This is a genomic window from Enterobacter sp. SECR19-1250 (assembly GCF_013391025.1).
GTDB lineage: Bacteria > Pseudomonadota > Gammaproteobacteria > Enterobacterales > Enterobacteriaceae > Enterobacter > Enterobacter cloacae.
The window spans coordinates 46802-68792 of record NZ_JACASJ010000015.1; the positions used below are offsets into that span (position 1 = coordinate 46802).

Annotated in this window: 22 protein-coding genes and 3 tRNA genes; 9 read left to right on the plus strand and 16 right to left on the minus strand. The window is 56.1% G+C overall.

Annotated features, from left to right (window positions below):
- Positions 1 to 23: 23 nt before the first annotated feature.
- Positions 24 to 1025: a zinc-binding alcohol dehydrogenase family protein gene (locus HX884_RS06285; RefSeq protein WP_062856519.1), complete on the plus strand. Its 1002-nt coding sequence runs from the start codon at positions 24 to 26 to the stop codon at positions 1023 to 1025.
- Positions 1026 to 1097: 72 nt separating this feature from the next.
- Here the strand turns inward: HX884_RS06285 and nadR are convergent, their stop codons facing one another.
- From nadR to serB, 3 genes are all read right to left on the minus strand, one after another.
- Positions 1098 to 2330, minus strand: a complete 1233-nt coding sequence (nadR, locus tag HX884_RS06290) for a multifunctional transcriptional regulator/nicotinamide-nucleotide adenylyltransferase/ribosylnicotinamide kinase NadR (protein WP_014830583.1) — start codon at positions 2328 to 2330, stop codon at positions 1098 to 1100.
- A gap of 35 nt (positions 2331 to 2365) precedes the next feature.
- Positions 2366 to 3751, minus strand: a complete 1386-nt coding sequence (gene radA / locus HX884_RS06295; protein WP_178327860.1) for a DNA repair protein RadA — start codon at positions 3749 to 3751, stop codon at positions 2366 to 2368.
- Positions 3752 to 3826: 75 nt separating this feature from the next.
- Positions 3827 to 4795, minus strand: coding sequence for a phosphoserine phosphatase (gene serB, locus HX884_RS06300; RefSeq protein ID WP_178327861.1), 969 nt, complete (start codon positions 4793 to 4795; stop codon positions 3827 to 3829).
- 117 nt (positions 4796 to 4912) lie between these two features.
- Here serB and HX884_RS06305 point away from each other — a divergent pair, with 117 nt between their 5' ends.
- Together HX884_RS06305 and lplA are read left to right on the plus strand one after the other, a co-directional pair.
- Positions 4913 to 5557: a YtjB family periplasmic protein gene (locus HX884_RS06305; RefSeq protein WP_178327862.1), complete on the plus strand. Its 645-nt coding sequence runs from the start codon at positions 4913 to 4915 to the stop codon at positions 5555 to 5557.
- Positions 5558 to 5596: 39 nt separating this feature from the next.
- Positions 5597 to 6613: a lipoate--protein ligase LplA gene (gene lplA, locus HX884_RS06310; protein WP_178327863.1), complete on the plus strand. Its 1017-nt coding sequence runs from the start codon at positions 5597 to 5599 to the stop codon at positions 6611 to 6613.
- A 61-nt stretch (positions 6614 to 6674) separates the two neighbouring features.
- Here the strand turns inward: lplA and deoD are convergent, their stop codons facing one another.
- The 4 genes from deoD to deoC all read right to left on the minus strand — a co-directional run bounded on the left by deoD (position 6675) and on the right by deoC (position 10958).
- The gene (deoD, locus tag HX884_RS06315) at positions 6675 to 7397 is read right to left on the minus strand and encodes a purine-nucleoside phosphorylase (protein ID WP_013095492.1); all 723 of its coding nucleotides are present in this window, start codon (positions 7395 to 7397) and stop codon (positions 6675 to 6677) included.
- 83 nt (positions 7398 to 7480) lie between these two features.
- Entirely contained in the window at positions 7481 to 8704 is a 1224-nt protein-coding gene (gene deoB / locus HX884_RS06320; protein WP_178327864.1) for a phosphopentomutase, read from the minus strand.
- A gap of 51 nt (positions 8705 to 8755) precedes the next feature.
- Complete coding sequence (gene deoA, locus HX884_RS06325; protein ID WP_095908429.1) at positions 8756 to 10078, minus strand: thymidine phosphorylase; 1323 nt, start codon at positions 10076 to 10078, stop codon at positions 8756 to 8758.
- 100 nt (positions 10079 to 10178) lie between these two features.
- Positions 10179 to 10958, minus strand: coding sequence for a deoxyribose-phosphate aldolase (deoC, locus tag HX884_RS06330; RefSeq protein ID WP_178327865.1), 780 nt, complete (start codon positions 10956 to 10958; stop codon positions 10179 to 10181).
- Positions 10959 to 11220: 262 nt separating this feature from the next.
- On the opposite strand from deoC, the gene HX884_RS06335 reads away from it, so the two are divergent.
- A complete protein-coding gene (locus tag HX884_RS06335) occupies positions 11221 to 12768 on the plus strand; it encodes a YjjI family glycine radical enzyme (protein ID WP_061771823.1) in 1548 nt (515 codons plus the stop codon).
- On the plus strand, positions 12743 to 13603 hold the full coding sequence (locus HX884_RS06340; RefSeq protein ID WP_029882665.1) for a YjjW family glycine radical enzyme activase: 861 nt from the start codon (positions 12743 to 12745) through the stop codon (positions 13601 to 13603). The genes HX884_RS06335 and HX884_RS06340 overlap by 26 nt, the downstream gene beginning before the upstream one ends.
- Here the strand turns inward: HX884_RS06340 and HX884_RS06345 are convergent.
- From HX884_RS06345 to HX884_RS06380, 8 genes are all read right to left on the minus strand, one after another.
- Positions 13598 to 14380: a TatD family hydrolase gene (locus tag HX884_RS06345; RefSeq protein ID WP_023621924.1), complete on the minus strand. Its 783-nt coding sequence runs from the start codon at positions 14378 to 14380 to the stop codon at positions 13598 to 13600. The two genes, HX884_RS06340 and HX884_RS06345, sit on opposite strands and share 6 nt — an antisense overlap.
- Positions 14377 to 15429: a patatin family protein gene (locus tag HX884_RS06350; RefSeq protein WP_013095485.1), complete on the minus strand. Its 1053-nt coding sequence runs from the start codon at positions 15427 to 15429 to the stop codon at positions 14377 to 14379. Before HX884_RS06350 ends, HX884_RS06345 begins: the two co-directional genes overlap by 4 nt.
- A 120-nt stretch (positions 15430 to 15549) precedes the next feature.
- Positions 15550 to 15711 (minus strand): DUF1328 domain-containing protein, encoded by a 162-nt coding sequence (locus HX884_RS06355; RefSeq protein WP_003856556.1) that lies wholly within the window; start codon positions 15709 to 15711, stop codon positions 15550 to 15552.
- A gap of 126 nt (positions 15712 to 15837) precedes the next feature.
- Positions 15838 to 16455 (minus strand): molecular chaperone OsmY, encoded by a 618-nt coding sequence (gene osmY / locus HX884_RS06360; protein WP_013095484.1) that lies wholly within the window; start codon positions 16453 to 16455, stop codon positions 15838 to 15840.
- A gap of 300 nt (positions 16456 to 16755) precedes the next feature.
- Positions 16756 to 18345, minus strand: a complete 1590-nt coding sequence (prfC, locus tag HX884_RS06365; RefSeq protein WP_023621922.1) for a peptide chain release factor 3 — start codon at positions 18343 to 18345, stop codon at positions 16756 to 16758.
- Positions 18346 to 18437: 92 nt separating this feature from the next.
- A complete protein-coding gene (gene yjjG, locus HX884_RS06370) occupies positions 18438 to 19115 on the minus strand; it encodes a pyrimidine 5'-nucleotidase (protein WP_013095482.1) in 678 nt (225 codons plus the stop codon).
- Between the two features lie 20 nt (positions 19116 to 19135).
- Positions 19136 to 19579 (minus strand): ribosomal protein S18-alanine N-acetyltransferase, encoded by a 444-nt coding sequence (gene rimI, locus HX884_RS06375; RefSeq protein WP_178327866.1) that lies wholly within the window; start codon positions 19577 to 19579, stop codon positions 19136 to 19138.
- Positions 19548 to 19961: a DNA polymerase III subunit psi gene (locus tag HX884_RS06380; protein WP_057071044.1), complete on the minus strand. Its 414-nt coding sequence runs from the start codon at positions 19959 to 19961 to the stop codon at positions 19548 to 19550. The genes rimI and HX884_RS06380 overlap by 32 nt, the downstream gene beginning before the upstream one ends.
- 102 nt (positions 19962 to 20063) lie before the next feature.
- Between HX884_RS06380 and rsmC the strand changes: the two genes are divergently transcribed.
- The 4 genes from rsmC (at position 20064) to HX884_RS06400 (ending at position 21563) form a co-directional block, all read left to right on the plus strand.
- The gene (rsmC, locus tag HX884_RS06385) at positions 20064 to 21092 is read left to right on the plus strand and encodes a 16S rRNA (guanine(1207)-N(2))-methyltransferase RsmC (protein WP_178327867.1); all 1029 of its coding nucleotides are present in this window, start codon (positions 20064 to 20066) and stop codon (positions 21090 to 21092) included.
- Between the two features lie 151 nt (positions 21093 to 21243).
- A tRNA-Leu gene (locus HX884_RS06390) sits at positions 21244 to 21330 on the plus strand.
- Between the two features lie 28 nt (positions 21331 to 21358).
- Positions 21359 to 21445, plus strand: a tRNA-Leu gene (locus HX884_RS06395).
- Between the two features lie 31 nt (positions 21446 to 21476).
- Positions 21477 to 21563 (plus strand) — tRNA-Leu (locus tag HX884_RS06400).
- Positions 21564 to 21605: 42 nt separating this feature from the next.
- Here HX884_RS06400 and HX884_RS06405 read toward each other — a convergent pair.
- Positions 21606 to 21875, minus strand: coding sequence for a DUF1435 domain-containing protein (locus tag HX884_RS06405; RefSeq protein WP_013095478.1), 270 nt, complete (start codon positions 21873 to 21875; stop codon positions 21606 to 21608).
- Positions 21876 to 21991 lie beyond the last annotated feature (116 nt).

Genomic DNA, 21991 nt, shown 5'->3' on the forward strand with positions numbered 1-21991 from the left:
CGCATTCCATTGAGGAGTTGATCATGTCTGTTAAAGCCATTGCCGTTAATCCTGAAAATCCCGCAGCTTTTATTGAGATCACCCAACCGATGCCACAGCCCGGTGAACACGATCTGCTGGTGGAAGTAAAAGCCGTTTCCATAAACCCGGTCGATACCAAAGTGCATGCGAGTCTTGTTAAAAACGGCCTGCAGGCGCCACGCATTCTCGGCTGGGATGCCAGCGGTGTCGTCAAAGCGGTGGGGACAAGCGTCACCGGCTTCAAACCGGGCGACGAAGTATGGTACGCGGGCGACATTACCCGTCCGGGCAGTAATGCCACGCACCAGCTGATTGATGCGCGTATTGTCGGACACAAACCGACAAGCCTTGGCTGGGATGCCGCTGCCGCATTGCCGCTGACCGCGCTCACCGCCTGGGAAGGGCTGTTTGAGCGCCTGAACATTCAGGATGCCGGGTCGGACAAAACGCTGCTGATCATCGGCGGTGCCGGCGGCGTAGGCTCCCTTGCGATCCCGTTTGCGAAGCACAACAGCAAGGTCAGGGTCATCGCCACCGCGTCGCGGGAAGACTCAGCCCAATGGTGTCGCGAGCGCGGCGCGGATCTGGTGGTGAATTATCGCGATCTGAAAGGTGAACTGGCCAAACAGGGCATCACCTTTGTGGATTATATTTTCATCCTCAATGATACCGATGGCCACTGGGACGCGGTCAGCGAACTGATTGCGCCGCAGGGACACATCTGCTCCATCGTCGAAAATGCGCACCCGCTGAACCAGGACAAGCTGAAATCCAAATCCGCCGCCCTGCACTGGGAATTCATGTACACCCGCAGCATGTACCAGACTGCCGATATGGCGCGTCAGGGTGAGATCTTAAACGAGGTGGCAAAGCTGGTGGATAATGGGGTAGTGGAGAGCTCGCTCAGCGAAACGCTGCACGGGCTGAGCGTGGAAAGCATTACCGAGGCCCACCGCAAAGTGCTGGACGGGCATATGCGCGGGAAGGTGGTGGTTGCGTTCTGAGTGGATAATTCCCCCTCACCCTGCCCTCTCCCCACGGGGGAGAGGGTTAGGGTGAGGGGCAAACCTGTGAATTTACCCCTGCTCCCCCATCATCTCCTTCACCAGCTCGACGCAGCGCAGGAAACGGGTGTCGTAATCCGACGCTTCAACGTGGACAAACTCCACGTTGTTCTCGTGAAGCATCTCCACCAGCATCGTCTGGAACTCTTTTCTGTCCACTGAGCTACCGAGGCTGCGCATCCCGTCGGCGACCCACGGCGTGTTGTTTTCCAGCAGGATCACCAGGTCGAAGCGATATTCATCGATCAGCGCCTGTACGAACGGGTGCTCGCGTCCTTCATACTTCTTACAGAAGGCTTGTGTAGTGACAAAATCGGTGTCGATGAAGGCCACTTTGTTGGCGTATTTCACCGCGAAATCAATGTACTGAGCATGGCCTAGCGCGATTTTGTCGTAATCAGAATACTGCAGCGCCATCTCGTCTCCCCCCAGATGGGAAAAGACATAATCACGTCCGTATTCCCACGCGCTGGTGGTATTGAAGATATTTGCCAGCTTGTTAACCAGCGTCGATTTCCCGCTGGATTCACCGCCCAGAATCGCAACTGTGCGCACAAAGAACGGCTTCACTTCGGTCGGGATGTAATCCCAGTAGCGGAACGGGTTTTCGCGGATCTGCGCCCCGCTGATGTTCATGAATGTACGCTTAGGATCGATCAGCACCGTTTCAATGCCCAGATGCTCGCGGAACTGCGGTGCGTCGGACTCTTCAGAGGTGTAGATCCAGTTGGGCGCAATCCCTTTCTCTTCCATAAACGCTTTAATGCCATTGCTCCACACGTCCCAGCCGTGTGGATACGGCTCCATGCCCTCTTCGTTAAAGGCATGAATGCGAATGTTTTTCTGATATTTGAAGGTCTGAAGCAGCCAGCGCAGGCGATCCGGCACCGTCGGCTGCTGCGACATGGCGCTGTCTTCAAACAGCTGACGGTCACGGGTTTCATCGTAACCCATGATGATGTGCAGCTCGTCGACCTGGCTACAGGCGCGCTGGATCAGGTAGATATGGCCGGTATGCAGCGGGTAAAACTTACCAAACACCACGCCGATGTTCTTTTGCATACGCGGGAATTCAAGCCCCAGAAAGCGATGTAACGCTTCCAGCTTTTGCGCGCTGGGGCTTTTGATTTTGGCGTTCAGCAACTGGCTAAGATAGCCTTTCGTCATGCCGCTGGCGTCAGCCACCTGCTGTAGCGTGCAGCCTTTCTGACGGATTGCGGTCTTGATGTAGTCAAATGATGACATAAATTACGGTGCCTCCTGCAAAATCGAATACGTAATTATAAGTCGTCAAAGACATTTAACGCATCTGCGAGTTTTTTAACGCCAAAGACCTGCATCCCTTCGGGGATCTTCTTCGGCACGTTGGCCGCCGGCACAATCGCCCGGCGGAAGCCATGTTTCGCCGCCTCGGAGATGCGCTCCTGGCCGCTGGGCACCGGGCGGATCTCCCCGGCCAGCCCCACTTCGCCGAAGACCACCAAATCCTGCGGCAGCGGTCTGTCGCGCAGACTGGAGACCATCGCCAGCAGCAGCGCCAGATCGGCACTGGTCTCTGAAACTTTCACGCCCCCGACCACGTTGACGAAGACATCCTGATCGGCCATTTGCAGGCCACCATGACGGTGTAGCACCGCCAGCAGGATCGCCAGACGGTTCTGTTCCAGACCGACCGCCACGCGCCGCGGATTACCCATCATCGAGTGATCCACCAGCGCCTGAATTTCAACGAGCAGCGGGCGCGTCCCCTCCCACAGCACCATCACCGAACTGCCGGAGGTGATTTCATCTCCCCGGCTCAGGAAGATGGCCGACGGGTTGCTGACTTCGCGCAGCCCCTGCTCGGTCATGGCAAATACGCCCAGTTCATTCACCGCACCAAAGCGGTTTTTATGGCTGCGCAGGGTACGGAAGCGGGAGTCCGCGTCGCCGTCGAGCATCACGGAGCAGTCGATACAGTGCTCAAGCACTTTTGGCCCCGCCAGGGAACCATCTTTTGTAACGTGGCCGACCATGACGATCGCCACGCCGCGGGTTTTGGCAAAACGCGTCAGATACGCGGCGGTCTCACGCACCTGCGCCACGCTGCCCGGCGAGGACTGAATATCCGCCATGTGCATCACCTGGATGGAGTCAATCACCATCAGCTTCGGCTGCTCTTCTTCGGCAATCATGCAGATCTGCTCAATGCTGGTTTCCGACAGCATATTCAGATTGCCGGTAGGCAGACCCAGACGGTGTGCTCGCATCGCCACCTGCTGCAGGGACTCTTCGCCAGTGACGTACAGGGTTTTCATCTGCTCGGCGAGCTTGCAGAGCGTTTGCAGCAGCAGGGTCGATTTACCCGCTCCCGGATTACCGCCGATCAGGATCGCACTGCCCGGCACCACGCCGCCGCCAAGCACGCGGTCAAATTCTTTGAAGCCGGTGGAGAAGCGCGGCAACGCTTCCAGACTGATTTCTGACAGTTTTTGGACTTTTGCCACACCGGCATTACCCGCATAGCCGCTCAGGCGTTCATTGCGGGCCACGCTCGGCGAAGCCGCCACACCACGCACTTCGGTGATGGTGTTCCAGGCATGACAGGCGCTGCATTGCCCCTGCCAGCGCGGATAATCCGCACCACATTCATTACAGACAAATGCGCGTTTTGGGGCTTTAGCCACGGTTTACCTCGTTATTTCAGTGCGGCCTGCACGCCGGGTGACGCTAACGCTTACCCGGCCTACAATCGCATACCGTTATTTCTGATTCAGGCTGCCGGAGAGGATGCAGAACACCCCCATCAGGTCAGCGTGACGGATAGTCACTTCCGTCTTTTCATTCACTTTTGGCTTGGCATGGTAGGCAATGCCAAGACCGGCAACTTTGATCATCGGCAGATCGTTTGCGCCATCGCCAATGGCAACGGTCTGGGCAACCGGAATTTCATATTTCTCGGCCAGTCGGCTCAGCGTATTGGCTTTATACTGCGCATCCACGATATCGCCGAGCACCTGCCCGGTCAGCTTACCGTCCATGATCTCCAGCTCGTTGGCGACCACGGTGGTCAGATGCAGTTTGTCCCGCAGGTAATCCGCGAAGAAGGTAAAGCCACCGGAAGCGATCGCCACTTTCCAGCCCAGCGACTGGAGCTTCAGCACCAGTTGCGTCAGCCCGGGCATCAGCGGCAGTTCATCGCGCACCTGACGCAGGATATTGGCATCGGCCCCTTTGAGGGTCGCCACGCGCTGTCTCAGGCTGGCAGTAAAATCCAGCTCGCCGCGCATCGCGCGCTCGGTCACTTCCGCCACCAGCTCGCCGCTGCCCGCCAGTTTGGCAATCTCATCGATACACTCAATCTGGATGGCGGTAGAGTCCATATCCATCACCAGCAGACCCGGCGTTTTCAGATGCGGGATTTTACCCAGCGGGGCAACGTCCAGCCCGGCATCGTGCGCCAGACGCGTCGCGCGCTGCGTCAGGGAACCGGCCAGGCGAATGACCTGATAATCTTCCACACACCAGGCGGCGACAATCACCATCGCCGCACCCAGTTTAGTTTGATATTGGGTAAGGCGTTGCTTATCCAGGCCGCGTCCGTACAGCAGCCAGCCGCTACGGCCAGCGTGGTAATCCAGAGGCATCACCTCATCGCCACTTAAAGAGAGCGGCAATCCTGGCCATAAAGAGACATCCGTTGGCAGGTCGCACCAGGTAATGTTCGGCATTGAAGCTCCTGTAATTTCGTTCGCGCCGGAAGGTTCCAGAGGGAAAATAACGCATGAGGCTACCCTGTAACCATCACTTCTGGCAACATTAAGCCGTAAATTTTCAGCAGGTGGAATATGGCTCGCGCAAAACTGAAATTCCGGCTTCATCGCGCCGTGCTCGTCCTTTTCTGTCTCGCCCTGTTAGTGGTGCTGATGCAAGGGGCGTCGTGGTTTAGCCAGAATCATCAACGGCAACGGAATCCGCAGTTTGAGGAGCTGGCCCGCACGCTGGCGCGTCAGGTTACGCTTAACGTCGCGCCCGCTATGCGTACCGAAACGCCGGATGACAAACGCATCAGCCAGGTTTTGCGTCAGTTAACCGAGAACAGCCGTATCCTGGATGCCGGTGTCTACGATGAAAAAGGCGATCTGATTGCCCGCGCGGGCGAGCATGTCGACGTACGCGACAGGCTGGCGCTGGACGGTAAAAAAGCCGGGGGCTACTTTAACCAGCAGATCGTCGAACCTATTCAGGGCAAAAATGGTCCGCTGGGGTATCTGCGCCTGACGCTCGACACCCATACCCTGCCCACGGAAGCCAAACAGGTGGATAACACCACCAATATACTCCGTCTGATGCTCCTGCTCTCCCTCGCCATTGGCGTGGTACTGGCCCGCACCTTGCTGCAGGGCAAGCGCACCCGCTGGCAGCAGTCGCCCTTCCTGCTGACCGCCAGCAAATCTGTTCCTGAAGACGAAGAGAGCGAAAAGAAAGATTAGTGATAAAGTAGGCTGATGATTCGGAAAAGGAACTCTGCCATGACGACGTTACGCCTGCTGCTCTCTGACTCTTACGATCCGTGGTTTAATCTTGCGGTGGAAGAGTGCATCTTCCGCCAGATGCCCGCCACCCAACGCGTGCTGTTTCTCTGGCGCAATGCCGACACGGTGGTCATTGGCCGCGCGCAGAATCCGTGGAAAGAGTGTAACACCCGGCGTATGGAAGAGGACAACGTCCGTCTGGCGCGCCGCAGCAGCGGCGGTGGTGCGGTATTCCACGATCTGGGCAATACCTGCTTTACCTTTATGGCGGGTAAACCGGAATACGACAAGACCATCTCAACGTCCATTGTCCTCAACGCGCTCAATTCGCTCGGCGTGACGGCAGAAGCCTCCGGGCGTAACGATCTGGTGGTCAAAACGCCCGATGGAGATCGCAAAGTGTCAGGCTCAGCCTATCGCGAAACACTGGATCGCGGCTTCCACCACGGCACCCTTCTTCTTAACGCCGATCTCAGCCGTCTGGCGAACTACCTGAATCCCGACAAGAAAAAACTGCAGGCCAAAGGGATCACTTCCGTGCGGGGGCGCGTGGCCAACCTGGTTGAGCTTCTGCCGGACATCACTCACGCGCAAATCTGCGAGGCGATCCAGGAAGCCTTCTTTGCCCATTACGGTGAGCGCGTAGAGGCAGAGGTGATCTCCCCGGATAAAACCCCGGATCTGCCCAATTTCGCCGAAACCTTTGCCCGTCAGAGCAGCTGGGAGTGGAACTTTGGCCAGGCGCCTGCCTTTTCGCATCTGCTGGACGAACGCTTTACCTGGGGCGGCGTGGAGCTGCACTTTGACGTAGAGAAAGGTCATATCACCCGCACGCAGGTATTTACGGACAGCCTTAACCCGGCGCCGTTAGAGGCGCTGGCGGCTCGTTTGCAGGGCTGTTTGTATCGGGCGGATATGCTGCAGCAGGAATGCGATGCGTTGATCGGGGATTTCGCGGGGCAGGAAAATGAGCTGAGGGAGTTGTCAACGTGGATTGCACGGGCCGTGCGCTAGGTGCGGCCTGGTGCTCTCACTCCAACCCTCTCCCACAGGGAGAGGGCCGGAAGAGACAGAATTACTCTTTATCGCCCAGCAGAACGGATTCCAGCGCGATTTTGATCATGTCGTTGAAGGTGGTCTGACGCTCAGCAGCCGTGGTCTGCTCGTGGGTACGGATGTGGTCAGAGACGGTGCAGATGGTCAGTGCTTTCGCACCGAACTCAGCCGCGACGCCGTAGATGCCCGCCGCTTCCATTTCCACGCCCAGGATGCCGTATTTTTCCATCACGTCGAACATCTCGCCGCCGTCCGGCGCATAGAACAGATCCGCAGAGAACAGGTTACCCACGCGAGCATCAACGCCCAGCGCTTTAGCCGCGTCAACCGCGTTACGCACCATGCCGAAATCAGCAATCGCCGCGAAGTCGTGATCTTTGAAACGCATACGGTTGACTTTGGAATCGGTGCAGGCACCCATACCAATCACCACGTCACGCAGTTTAACGTCCATGCGCACCGCGCCGCAGGAGCCAACACGGATGATTTTCTTCACGCCGAAGTCGGTGATCAGCTCTTTGGTGTAGATGGAGCAGGATGGAATACCCATACCGTGGCCCATCACGGAGATTTTGCGGCCTTTGTACGTTCCGGTGAAGCCCAGCATGCCGCGAACGTTGTTCACTTCACGCACGTCTTCCAGGAAAGTTTCTGCAATGTGTTTCGCGCGCAGCGGGTCGCCCGGCATCAATACGACGTCAGCGAAATCACCCATTTCTGCGTTAATGTGAGGAGTTGCCATCTTCAGTTCCTTTTCATTGTAAATTCGCCCTCTCCCCGTGGGAGAGGGTTGGGGTGAGGGCATCAGGCCGCACCCAACATAACTCAGAACATCGCCTTGCCATATTCCATGTCAGACGTGCCAAAATATTTCGCAATCGTCTGGCCGATGTCCGCGAAGGTTTCACGGTGCCCCAGCGAGCCCGGTTTCACTTTCGGGCCATACACCAGCACCGGAATGTGCTCACGAGTGTGGTCAGTACCGGTCCAGGTTGGGTCACAGCCGTGGTCAGCGGTCAGGATCAGAATGTCATCTTCACCCACCAGCTCCATCAGCTCTGGCAGACGACGGTCGAACAGCTCCAGGCCGGCCGCATAACCCGCCACGTCGCGACGGTGGCCCCAGGAGGAGTCGAAGTCGACGAAGTTGGTGAAGACGATGGTGTTATCACCTGCTTCTTTCATCTCTTTGACGGTCGCGTCAAACAGCGCATCCAGGCCAGTGGCTTTCACCTTTTTGGTGATACCGCAGTTGGCGTAGATATCGGAGATTTTACCCACGGAAACCACGTGACCGCCTTTCTCATCAACCAGTTTCTGCAGCACGGTAGGTGCCGGTGGCTCAACGGCCAGGTCGTGACGGTTACCGGTACGCTGGAAGTTACCCGCTTTGTCGCCGATAAACGGACGCGCGATAACACGACCAATGTTGTAGCCGCCTTCGGTCAGCTCTTCACGGGCGATTTCGCACAGCTCGTACAGTTTATCCAGGCCAAACGTCTCTTCGTGGCAGGCAATCTGGAATACGGAGTCAGCAGAGGTGTAGAAAATCGGCTTACCGGTTTTCATGTGCTCTTCGCCGAGCTGATCCAGAATCACGGTACCGGAAGAGTGGCAGTTACCGAGGTAGCCCGGCAGGTTGGCGCGTTTCACCAGCTTATCAAGCAGTTCCTGCGGGAAGCTGTGCTCGTGATCGGAGAAATAGCCCCAGTCAAACAGAACCGGCACACCGGCGATTTCCCAGTGTCCAGACGGGGTGTCTTTACCGGAAGAGAGCTCATGCGCCCAGGCGTAAGCGCCCACCACTTCCGCGTTGCCGTCCATACCGGCAGCGATTTTACCGGTAGAACCTTCATGCGCTTTCACCAGACCGAGGCGGGTCAGATTGGGCAGAGTCAGAGGGCCTTTACGACCGTTGTCCGCTTCGCCTTTCGCACAGGCTTCCGCGATGTGACCCATGGTATCGGAACCCACGTCACCAAAACGTTCTGCATCTTCGGTTGCGCCGATGCCGAATGAGTCCAGCACCATAATAAATGCACGTTTCATAATTGTTCTCCGTACGTAGTGCTAAAAATGATTGATCAGATCAGTATACCGCTATTCGGTGATACGACGATAGACCGAAGGCGAGCTTTCTGGTGCTTTATCCGCAAGCGTAATAGCCGCTTTCACTGCCTTCGCCGCCTCCTGCCAGCTGGCTTCGTCTTTGGCGTGGATCACCGCCAGCGGACGTTCTCCGTCAACGCTGTCGCCCAGACGGGCCATATCGGTAAAGCCAACGCTGTAATCAATGGTGTCCGATGCCTGACGACGGCCGCCGCCCATCGAGACCACCGCCATACCCAGTGCACGGGTGTCCATAGCAGAGACGAAACCTTCGCCATCGGCATAAACGGCTTTGCTGAGCGTCGCAGTCGGCAGGTATTTCGCGTAGTTTTCCACGAAGTCGGTCGGGCCTTTTTGCGCCGCCACCATGCGGCCAAAGATCTCTGCCGCTTTGCCGTTATCCAGCACCGCCTGCAGTTTCGCGCGCGCTTCAGCGTCGTCTTTCGCCAGTTTGCCTGAAATCAGCATCTCGACGCACAGCGCCATGGTCACGTCGAACAGTCGTGGGTTGCGGTATTCGCCTGTCAGGAACTGAACGGCTTCGCGCACTTCGACGGCGTTACCGGCGCTGGAGGCCAGCACCTGATTCATGTCCGTCAGCAGTGCGGTGGTGCGCACGCCTGCGCCGTTGGCGACGCCAACGATCGCTTCAGCAAGCTGAGCAGAGAGTTCATAGGTTGGCATAAACGCGCCGCTACCCACTTTTACGTCCATTACCAGCGCGTCCAGCCCTTCTGCCAGTTTCTTCGCCAGAATAGAGGCGGTGATCAGCGGGATGGAGTCAACGGTTGCGGTGATATCGCGGGTTGCGTAGAAGCGCTTGTCTGCCGGGGCAAGCGAGCTGGTCTGGCCGATGATCGCCACGCCAACGTCTTTAATAATTTCGCGGAAGCGGTTGTCATCCGGGAAGATATCGAAGCCCGGAATGGCTTCCAGTTTGTCGAGCGTACCGCCGGTGTGTCCCAGGCCGCGCCCGGAGATCATCGGGATATAACCGCCGCAGGCCGCCACCATGGGGCCGAGCATCAGAGACGTTACATCGCCTACGCCGCCGGTGGAGTGTTTGTCGACAATCGGGCCGTTGAGGTTGAGGCTCTTCCAGTCCAGTACGGTTCCTGAATCTCGCATCGCCATGGTCAACGAGACACGCTCAGGCATCGACATATCGTGGAAGAAGATGGTCATCGCCAGGGCTGCAATCTGCCCTTCTGAGATGGTGTTATCTCGAATGCCGTTGATAAAGAAGCGGATCTCTTCGTCGCTTAATGCATGACCATCACGTTTTTTACGAATAATTTCTTGTGCGAGAAACACGGTAACCCCCATGAGGAATCGGGTGAATGATGGCGGGTACGATATACCCGACCACGATCCTGTAGGCCGGGTAAGCGTAGCGCCACCCGGCAATTCAAACTTAGTAGCTGCTGGCGCTCTTGCCGTCGCCATGACCCAGCGCTTTCAGCAGGCTTGCCAGCAGGCTGGACGCGCCGAAGCGGTAGTGACGTGAGTCCGCCCACTCTTCGCCGAACAGCTCGTCGGCAATCGCCAGGAACTGCTGCGCGTCTTCCGCAGTACGCACGCCGCCCGCCGGTTTAAAGCCCACGGTTTTGGACACGCCCATATCGCGGATCACTTCCATCATGATGCGCGCGCTTTCCGGGGTCGCATTCACCGGCACTTTACCGGTAGAGGTTTTAATGAAATCCGCACCGGCTTTGATGGAGATTTCGGACGCTTTACGAATCAGCGCTTCTTCTTTCAGTTCGCCAGTTTCGATGATCACTTTCAGCAGCACGTTTGCCGCCGCGCAGGCGTCTTTACAGGCTTTCACCAGGTCAAAGCCCACCTGCTCGTTGCCCGCAATGAGCGCACGGTACGGGAATACCACGTCAACTTCGTCTGCGCCGTAGGCAATCGCCGCGCGGGTTTCCGCCAGCGCGATCTCGATATCGTCGTTGCCTTGCGGGAAGTTAGTTACGGTTGCAATGCGCACGTCCGGGGTACCCTGCTCTTTCAGCGTTTTGCGGGCAATCGGAATAAAGCGCGGATAGATGCAGACAGCGGCAGTGTTGCCCACTGGCGTTTTCGCCTGATGACACAGGGCGATGACTTTTTCATTGGTGTCGTCATCGTTCAGGGTGGTCAGGTCCATCAGTTTCAACGCGCGCAGGCTGCTTGCAGTTAAATCGGTCATAACATTCTCCAACGGCGGTGCCGTATCAATTTTACCTTGCGGGTCTGTGAGTATTCTAACATCCACCCGCATTCACACTTCGACATTCATCACAGTTAATGAAAACTACGTACAAATTTGCATTACTGTAATGAGATCTGCTTCAAACTTTAATGCGTGAACTGCTGACGAATGCAGCGATTCCCCTCGTCAGATCAAAAGCCCTGACGGGATGTCTTCCTACAATCCGTTCATCATCCGCAGAACAATCAAGGAAGCGAACATGCCCCACGCCAGCCCCGACGCCCTGCAACAACGTTGCCAGCACATTGTGACAAGCCCGGTATTAACCCCGGAACAGAAACGTCATTTTCTGGCGCTGGAAGCGGAAAACAATCTGCCTTATCCGGCACTTCCTGAGGCGGCTCGTGCCGCGCTGGACAAGGGGTTTATCTGCGACATGTTTGAAGGCCACGCGCCCTATAAACCCCGTTATGTTCTGCCGGATTACGCCACGTTTCTGGCTAAAGGTTCAGAATGGCTGGAGCTGGAGGGGGCGAAAGATCTGGATGACGCGCTCTCGCTGTTAACCATTCTCTACCATCATGTGCCGTCAGTAACATCAATGCCGGTCTATCTCGGTCACCTTGATGCCTTACTGCAACCCTATGTTAGAATTCTAACACAAGAAGCGATCGATAGCCGAATAAAACGTTTCTGGCGCTATCTCGACAGAACGTTGCCGGACGCCTTTACGCACGTCAACATCGGTCCGGCAGATACCCCCATCACCCGCGCCATTTTGCGTGCCGATGCAGAATTGAAGCAGGCTGCACCGAATCTGACGTTTATTTATGACCCGGACGTGACGCCGGACGATCTCCTGCTTGAGGTGGCAAAAAATATCTGTGAATGCAGCAAACCGCATATTTCCCATGGCCCGGTGAATGATAAAATTTTCACAAAAGGCCGCTATGGCATCGTGAGCTGTTACAACTCGCTGCCGCTGGCGGGCGGCGGCAGTACGCTGGTCCGCCTCAATCTGCGGACGATTGCTGAACACAGCGCGTCACCCGACGATTTCTTCACGCGTATGTTGCCGCACTACTGTCAGCAGCAAATGGCCATCATTGATGCCCGCTGCGCGTTTCTCTATCAACAATCCGGCTTCTTTGAGAATAGCTTCCTGGTGAAAGAGGGGCTGATTGATGCCGATCGCTTTGTACCGATGTTTGGCATGTACGGCATGGCAGAGGCGGTGAATACGCTTTGCGAAAAAGCGGGTATCGACGGCCGTTACGGTAAGAGCGAGCAGGCTAACGCGCTGGGCTATCGCATCAGCGAGCAGCTGGCGGCGTTTGTGGAAAACACGCCGGTTAAATACGGCTGGAAACAGCGTGCGATGCTCCATGCACAGTCGGGAATAAGTTCAGATGTCGGTACCACTCCGGGTGCGCGTCTGCCGTACGGCGACGAGCCGGATCCCATCACTCATCTGCTGGCCGTGGCGCCGCATCACCCGCACTACTCCGCCGGGATCAGCGACATTCTGACGCTGGATGAGACGGTAAAACGCAATCCGCAGGCGGTCGTGCAGCTGTGCCTGGGGGCGTTTAAGGCCGGTATGCGGGAATTTACCGCCAACGTAGCCGGTAACGATCTGGTGCGCGTGACCGGCTATATGGTGCGGCTGTCGGATCTGGCACAGTATCGCGAAGCCGGATCGCGCACCAATACCACCTGGCTTGGCGAAGAAGCCGCACGCAATACCCGCATTCTGGATCGTCAGCCGCGCGTGATTAGCCATGAACAGCAGATGCGCTTTAGTTAGTCAGGTTATCCCCTTCTCCTGCGTGGACGGGCCGGGCAGCCGCCTGGCCCTCTTCCTGCAAGGCTGTAACCTGCGCTGTAAAACCTGCCACAACCCGTGGACCATCGGGCGCTGCAACGACTGCGGCGACTGCGTGCCCCACTGCCCGCACGATGCACTAAACATTCAGGCCGGACGCGTCTGGTGGCAGGAGAGTCGGTGCCAGCAGTGCGATACCTGCCTGCATCTGTGCCAGCAGCAGGCAACGCCAATGGCGCAGCGCCTGAGCGTGGAAGAGATCCTCGCGCAGGTCCGTAAAGCCGCCCCTTTTATTGAAGGGGTTACCGTGAGCGGCGGCGAAGCCACTACCCAGTTGCCGTTTTTGATCGCCCTGTTCACGGCGATCAAAACGGATCCCGCCCTGCGCCACCTTACGTGTCTGGTGGACAGTAACGGTCTGCTGGGGGAAACCGGCTGGCAAAGACTGCTGCCGGTACTGGATGGCGCGATGGTGGATCTCAAGGCCTGGGGAAACGAACATCACCGCGTGCTGACCGGACGCGAAAACCCGCAGATTAAGCAAAGCATTCGCTGGCTGGCGCAGCATCAGCGGCTGACGGAACTGCGTTTACTGGTGATCCCTGAGCAGTGCGATTATCTGGAGCATCTTAAGCCCCTGACAACATTTATCCTTGGGCTGGGGAATGTGCCGGTGCGCATTAACGCGTTTCACGCGCACGGGGTTTACGGCGAGGCGGCGTCATGGCGCAGCGCTACACCGGAGGACATCGAGCCGCTGGCGCTGGCGCTCGAAAAACAGCACATCACGGTGATCCGCCCGGCACTTTACCTATAGCGTGATGCCAAACAGCGCGCGGGTATTTTCCAGCAGCGCATCTGCAATCTCCGTTTCCGGCTCCTCACGCAGTTCACACAGCGTGGTAAACACGCGTGCCGCCTGTTCCGGGCGGTTCGGCTGTCCCTGAAAACCGTTTAATGGCATATCAGGAGCATCCGTTTCCAGTAACAGAGCAGACAGCGGCAACTGTGCCATTACGTCGCGTGTTTTGCTGGCCCGGGGATAGGTAATGGTACCGCCCACGCCAATCTTATAGCCCAGTTCAATAAAACGCTGCGCCTGCTGCAAGCTACCGGAGAAACCGTGCACCACTCCTTTTCGCGGCAGATCGATGCGTTTCAGGTGCATCGCCAGTTTGTCGTGCGTACGTCGTGAGTGGAGGATCACCGGCAGATCGTGACGCTTTGCCAGCCTGAGCTGGGCATCAAGGATCGTCTGCTGGCGTTCAAACTGCGGATTATCGCGATAGAGATCGAGGCCGATCTCACCCATCGCGACCAGTTTGTTTTCGCGGGTTTGCAGCGCCGCATCCAGTACGTCGAGATGTTCGTCCAGATGGTGTTCTATCACAATAGGATGCAGACCCAGCGCGGCGTACAGCGCATCATGGCGGCGGGCGAGATCAAGCACGCGCTCGAATCTGTCCACTTCGATCGCGGGCACAATCATCGCGTGGATACCCGCCTGAGCGGCGCGCTCAATGCTCTGCGTCTCGTCCCCCGTAAACGGCGGAAAATCAAAGTGGCAGTGGGTATCAACAAAGCGGTGCGTCACGCCAGATCCTCGTTATCCAGTAAAGCGTCATTCGCCTGCGGGACATCCACCAGCGGCACGGTCAGCGGATCGTTAGCCACAATCGCAGGCGGCGTAATAATGTGTTTGTGCCGATGCAGCGGCGGTTGCTCTGCCAGCATTTTTCCAACCGTCGCCAGGAAGTAGCGTCCGCACAGTCGCCCCGTTTTATAATCTGCACGCAGCGCGGGAACACGGCTGCCGAGCGCCATACTGACCAGCGGTTTCGGCGGATAAATTTCAAAAATACGCAGCTTACCCGGCGGTTTTTCGATAAAGCGTTGCATCGCGCCGTAGGTGGTTTCATGCTGCTTCGCGATATTCACCAGCGGCTGCAGACTGCTGTCGCCCAACCAGCGCTCCATCCGTTTAAACCACTGCGGCGTGTAGTACATTTGCGACGGCACAGTGCGGATCACCACAATGGTTTTCGCCCCCCGCCGGGCCGCTTCCTGCACCGGCACCGCGTCACTGATGCCGCCGTCGAGATAGCTTATGCCGTCCAGCAGCGCGCCGGTCCGATAAAAGCCGGGAATGGCGCTGGAGGCACGGATGATATCCAGCCAGTTCTCTTTTTGCGGAGAGAAATAGCCCGGAGAATAATCATCGCCCCGACTGGCGCACATCCAGAACGCTTTGCCGCTATCAAACAGGCGTGCGGCGGTATCCATCGCCAGCGGCATCTGGCTGGAGGTGGATTCCAGCAGCCAGTCGAGATCGATCAGGTTGCCGCCGCGCACGAAGCGCACCGGGTTAAAAAATTCTTTCGCCGTGGTGTAGCGCATAATGACTTTTCGCGCGTAGCCAGGCTGGTTACAGACATAGGCAGACAGGTTCTGCGCCCCGGCAGACGTGCCGAAGTAAAGGTCAAACGGGTTGAATTGCGCGCGCATAAATTCATCCAGCACGCCGGCGGTAAAAATGCCGCGCTGCCCGCCCCCCTCGCAAACCAGCGCAAGTTGACCAGCACGAAACGGTTTTAACGTCAGCGGCGCAATATTGCCGAGCGTAACGGGAATTCGTTGCCCCACCTCTGCTTTCCTGTTTTGATTATTTTCTCTCTCCACAGTAACGCACCCGACCAGCAACGCAAATAAGAAAAAGCCAGTCATCACGACTGGCTTTTTTTTGTTTAAGGAATATTGCGTTTGCTACGGACGTCTGCGTCCCGTAAACAGGCTCACCAGGAACAGGATGATACCGACAACGAAGACAATTTTAGCTGCCCAGGCCGCTGTACCCGCCAGTCCGCCAAAGCCCAAAGCGGCGGCAATTAACGCGATAACCAGAAATATAATGCCCCAACGAAACATAAGCCTCTCCTTTACCATAGTTAATGTCGGCCGCTAAATATGAGCGCTCAGGTCACTCACCGGCGTTTTTCCAGAGTCATTTTTATTTCGCCCGCAGGGCTGGCCTGTCGGGCGAATCGTGCAGGTTTACTTCGTTTTCAGATCGTTTTTAACGCTTTTCACACCATCAATCGCTTTCGCAATGGATTCGGCGCGGTCAATTTGCGCCTGAGAATCTACCGTACCGGAAAGCTGAACCACACCGTCGGTGGTTTCCACTTTGACTTTACGCGATGGCACGATGTCGTCAGCTAACAGTTTAGCTTTGATTTCGCTGGTCGTAGCGGCATCGCCTGCATAGCCTTTCACCGACGCGTTTTTGCTGTCACGGACGTGCAGTTTGTCACTTACAGACGCAACGCCTTCAACACCCTTCGCCACTTTTACGGCCTGTTCGGCCTGGGCCTGGCTTTCAACAAAGCCGCTCAGGGTGACGACTTTTTGCTCGGTTTTTACGGAAATATCGGTGCTCTTGATAGCTTCATCATCTACCAGCGCGGCTTTCACTTTTGCTGTGATTGAGCTGTCATCCATGAAATTACCGACTTTATTCATAGAGCTATCGATTTTTTCCCCTGCGGTATTAGCGGTGTTTTGCGCTTTATCCATGGTGCTGGATTCCGCCAGAGCGGAGCCGCTTACCAGAACGCTACCCAATGTCACCGCCAGCAGAGTTTTAGAAATCTTCAGTCTTGTCATATTCATCGATGTATTCCTGTGTTTTGCCCGTTATTCGGGCTACATACTTCCTTAGTAGTTTTATATATTGCGAATAGACACACGGGCAAAATGGAGAACCTAAAGTCATGCATTGAACAGTTTATTCATCCACGCCCGGAGCTAAACACTGAGTTAAATATAGATCACTCTCACAGAGGTGCTTTCAGTTTCGGGCAAAAAACGAGCAAAAAGCGCGGAAATGCGATGAATTAAGAACATTCCGCAAGGGACTAATAAGACAGGAAATAAAGAAGAGCACGGCGGCTGCCGTGCTCTGAGAGGGGATTAGTGTTCGCGCGTTTTGCGGAACTGTACGTCAGGATAACGTTCCTGCGTCAGATTCAGGTTAACCATGGTTGGGGCGATATAGGTCAGATTATCACCGCCATCCAGCGCCAGCTGAACTTCGTTCTTACGCTTGAACTCCTCGAATTTCTTCACGTCAGCACATTCAACCCAGCGCGCGGTCGCCACGTTGACCGATTCGTAAATCGCTTCCACGTTGTATTCGCTCTTCAGACGCGCAACCACCACGTCGAACTGCAGCACACCCACCGCACCCACGATCAGATCGTTATTCGCGATTGGACGGAAGACCTGCACAGCACCCTCTTCGGAAAGCTGCACCAGCCCTTTCAGCAGCTGTTTCTGCTTCAGCGGATCTTTCAGGCGAATGCGGCGGAACAGCTCTGGCGCGAAGTTCGGAATCCCGGTGAACTTCATCATTTCGCCCTGCGTGAAGGTATCACCGATCTGGATGGTGCCATGGTTATGCAGACCGATGATGTCACCCGGATACGCTTCTTCCACGTGCGAACGGTCGCCCGCCATGAAGGTCAGCGCGTCGGAGATCACCACATCTTTACCGATACGCACCTGACGCAGCTTCATACCCTTTTCATACTTGCCGGACACCACGCGCATAAAAGCCACGCGGTCACGGTGTTTCGGGTCCATATTGGCCTGAATTTTAAAGACGAAGCCGGTGAACTTCTCTTCTTTCGCTTCCACTTCACGGGTGTCGGTTTTACGTGGCATCGGCTGCGGCGCCCACTCCACCAGACCGTCGAGCATATGGTCGACGCCGAAGTTACCCAGAGCGGTACCAAAGAAGACCGGGGTAATTTCGCCGCTCAGGAACAGCTCTTTATCGAACTCATGAGATGCGCCTTTCACCAGCTCCAGCTCGTCACGCAGCTGTGCAGCCAGCTCGTCACCCACCGCGGCGTCCAGATCCGGGTTATCCAGACCTTTCACGATGCGCACTTCCTGAATGGTGTGGCCTTTACCTGTCTGATACAGATAGGTTTCGTCTTTATAAAGGTGGTAAACACCTTTAAACAGCTTACCGCAGCCAATTGGCCAGGTGATGGGCGCACAGGCAATCTTCAGCTCGTTTTCCACTTCATCCATCAGCTCCATCGGATCACGGATGTCACGGTCGAGTTTGTTCATAAAGGTGAGGATTGGCGTATCGCGCAGACGGGTCACTTCCATCAGCTTACGGGTACGGTCTTCTACACCTTTTGCGGCGTCGATCACCATCAGGCAGCAGTCCACCGCCGTCAGCGTACGGTAGGTATCTTCGGAGAAGTCTTCGTGGCCTGGGGTGTCCAGCAGGTTCACCAGGCAGTCGTGATACGGGAACTGCATCACGGAGGTGGTAATCGAAATACCACGCTGTTTTTCCATCTCCATCCAGTCAGATTTTGCGTGCTGGCTGGAGCCACGGCCCTTTACGGTACCGGCGGTCTGGATGGCCTGTCCGAAAAGCAGCACCTTCTCGGTGATGGTGGTTTTACCGGCATCCGGGTGCGAGATAATGGCAAAAGTGCGGCGTTTGGCCACCTCTTGCAGATAAGGAGACAACGTCATAATCAAATCTTCTTATATAAGCGCGACAGCAGGCCGCGCATCATGGAATACGAAAAATGCGGCTATTTTACCCATCAATGGGGGGCAGGCAATCATTGTTTACACAGGAGCTGCTCCAGTTCGTTCAACGACGTTACGGTCCAGGTTGGCTCAATACCTTCTGGCTTCATGCGGCCATGCGCATTCAACCAGACGGTCGACAGACCAGAATTGATGCCGCCCAGAATATCCGACTCCGCGGTATCACCCACCATCAGCACACGGTCGCGATCGGGGTTGCCGGCTTGCGCCAGTGCATAATCAAAAATACGCGGATCCGGCTTCGGCACGCCCACCTCTTCTGAGATCACCAGCGCGTCGAAATGATCGCGCAGGCCCGTGCGCTCAAGGCGAATCTGCTGCAGCGCGGTAAAACCGTTGGTGATGATCCCCAGTTTGACCTTGCCTTTCAGCGAATCAAGCAGGGAAACCGCCCCCGGCAGCGGGGCGCAGATATCGGCCATCGCATTGAGGAATGCCTCGTTTAACGCGCCTGGACTTACATTTAACCGTTCGGCCCAGACATCGAAACGCTGGTGCTGCAGTTGTAACGCGGTGATGGCACCGTTCTGGTAATCCACCCACAGCGGTTTATTCACCGCCTGATAGTCCTGAAAATCTTCAGCGGTGAAGGTCACGCTATAGTCCAAAAACATCCGCTGTAGACCACCGAACGAATCGAACGTAAAGAGCGTTTCGTCGGCGTCAAAGAAAATCCAGTCCCATTTCATCGTTACAACCTTATTTTTCGTTATCCAATCGGCAGAGCCATAATAATGGCGTCTTCACGTCCCTCTGCGGTCGGGTAGTAGTTACGGCGAATTGTCGCCTCGTTAAAGCCTAAGCTTTCATAGAGCGCGATGGCGGCGACATTTGACGCGCGCACCTCCAGCCACAGGGTGAAAACGTCACGGGTTTCGAGCTCACGAATGAGATGCGTAAGCAGTTCTCTTCCCAGCCCACGGCGCTGAAACGCGGGATCCACCGCGATATTAAACAGCGTGGCCTCATCCAGAACGACCTGGGTTATCGCAAATGCGGCCAGGATGCCGTCAACGTCCAGGCGGTAATTCAGATACCGTTCGCCCTGATTGCTGGCGAGTGTCTTTTCGCTCCACGGAAACGCATGGGCGCGTGTTTCAATCGCATACGCCGCAGGCAGATCAGGCGTCGTGAGGGAAGAAATCGTGTTCATATTCGCAGATTTGTTGCCATAGCGCGCTTCGCGCTTTTGGGTTGGCTTTCAGCTCTTCCAGCACGGGGGAGCTGATCTGGCTCCCGGAAAGGGATATGTCGTTTGTCTCGCCCATTCGCCAGCAGTTGCAATGGCTGTCAGGAGGAAGCATGGCGACCCTGTCCGGCGTCAGCTGTAAAACCTGGTTGGCCGTCAGCTTCAGGCTGCGAAGGACATCACCAATCAGGGCATCATTCAGGGCAGGCAGTTCTTCCGCCACCATCACCAGACGCACATGCGCAGGGATGGCGATGGCGATTTCCCCCTGCAACGCCGTCGGGCGACGCAAGGCCCACTGGGTGATACCCAGCTGCTGCAACTGCCAGTCACGTCGGGATGTCATAGCGAAAACTCCTGTCTCTCAGGCGCGCAAATATAGCAAATGTGTCGAAAGTGCGCCATCTACCTACTATAATCCCCGCCTGAGTTTATTGAGGAACAATTCATGTCTGCATTTACCCCGGCAAGTGAAGTCTTGCTGCGTCACAGTGATGATTTCGAAGAAAGCCGTATTCTGTTTGCCGGAGATATGCAGGATGACCTGCCCGCGCGTTTCGACTGTGCTGAAAGCCGTGCCCATACCCAATACTACCACCACTGGCAGGTGCTGAGCCGCCAGATGGGCGAGCGCGCACGCTTTAGCCTGGTGGCGGAACAGAGTGATGTTGCTGACTGCGACACGCTGATCTACTACTGGCCGAAGAACAAACCGGAAGCGCAGTTCCAGCTGATGAATCTGCTCTCTCTGCTGCCGGTCGGGTGCGATATTTTCGTGGTCGGTGAGAACCGCAGCGGCGTGCGAAGCGCAGAGCAGATGCTGGAAGCGTACGCCCCGCTCAATAAAGTCGACAGCGCCCGTCGCTGCGGCCTGTATCATGGTCGTCTGGAAAACCAGCCTTCCTTTGATGCCGGGACATACTGGGATGCGTATCAGCTTGATGGCCTGACCATTAAAACCCTGCCGGGCGTTTTCAGCCGTGACGGGCTGGACGTGGGCAGTAAGCTGCTGCTCTCCACGCTGACGCCGCACACCAAAGGCAAAGTGCTGGACGTAGGCTGCGGTGCAGGGGTACTGGCCACGGTGCTGGCAAGCCACTCACCAAAAGTCCGCCTGACGCTCTGTGACGTCAGCGTGCCAGCAGTTGAAGCCAGCCGTGCGACGCTTGCCGCAAACGGCTTCGAAGGGGATGTCTTCGCCAGCAACGTCTTCTCGGACGTTACCGGTCGGTTCGACATGATTATTTCAAATCCGCCGTTCCACGATGGCATCGAAACCAGCCTTGAAGCAGCGCAAACGCTGATCCGTGGCGCTGTACGTCACCTGAACAGCGGGGGGGAACTGAGGATCGTCGCCAACGCGTTTCTGCCGTACCCAAAAGTGCTGGATGAAACCTTCGGCTTCCATGAAGTTATCGCGCAAACAGGCCGTTTTAAGGTCTACCGTACCGTGATGACGCGCCAGGCTAAAAAGTAGTCCACGGGTATTGTTTGCCGGAGAAGGGCCATCCCCCTCCGGCCATTTTTGCAGCAATCAAAACAACGCGCGCATTTTTCTATTGACGTAAAGCTCAAAACATCTAGAATGCGCCTCCGTGGTTACGATACTTTTACAGTATCGATGGTATGCGAAGGTGGCGGAATTGGTAGACGCGCTAGCTTCAGGTGTTAGTGTCCTTACGGACGTGGGGGTTCAAGTCCCCCCCCTCGCACCATAAATCACGTTGATATTGCTCGCACTGGGCGAAGGTGGCGGAATTGGTAGACGCGCTAGCTTCAGGTGTTAGTGTTCTTACGGACGTGGGGGTTCAAGTCCCCCCCCTCGCACCAACGAGGCGATATCAAAAAGTAAGATAACTGTGCGAAGGTGGCGGAATTGGTAGACGCGCTAGCTTCAGGTGTTAGTGTCCTTACGGACGTGGGGGTTCAAGTCCCCCCCCTCGCACCAATTATCTTGCATCCCCTCTGAAGTCCTTCATATTATTCCCTGTTATTTCAAACTCATCAGTATCACCAGAATTCCACTGACCAGCGCGACGCATGATGGCAACAAAACAAAGTGCCGTAATTGCTTATGCCAGATCATGGCTGAGGACATCAGCAACCCTGACACGATGATGGCTTTCCAGAGTTCAATGGAGAGATCGGCAAACATCAGACCGCCGAGGATGGCTCCCGGCAGTAATACCCCCCAACCACTTCCTAACACCCGGTTCAACATGGTTTGCCCTTTCGAATCGATAATGATAACCAATATCATATGGCAAGCATTATCATTTGTCAGCACCGATAATTAAAAACCGTGGCCGTTTACCTTTCCCGGGCTTTGTTGAATAAATCAGATTTCGGGTAAGTCTCCCCCGTAGCGGGTTGTGT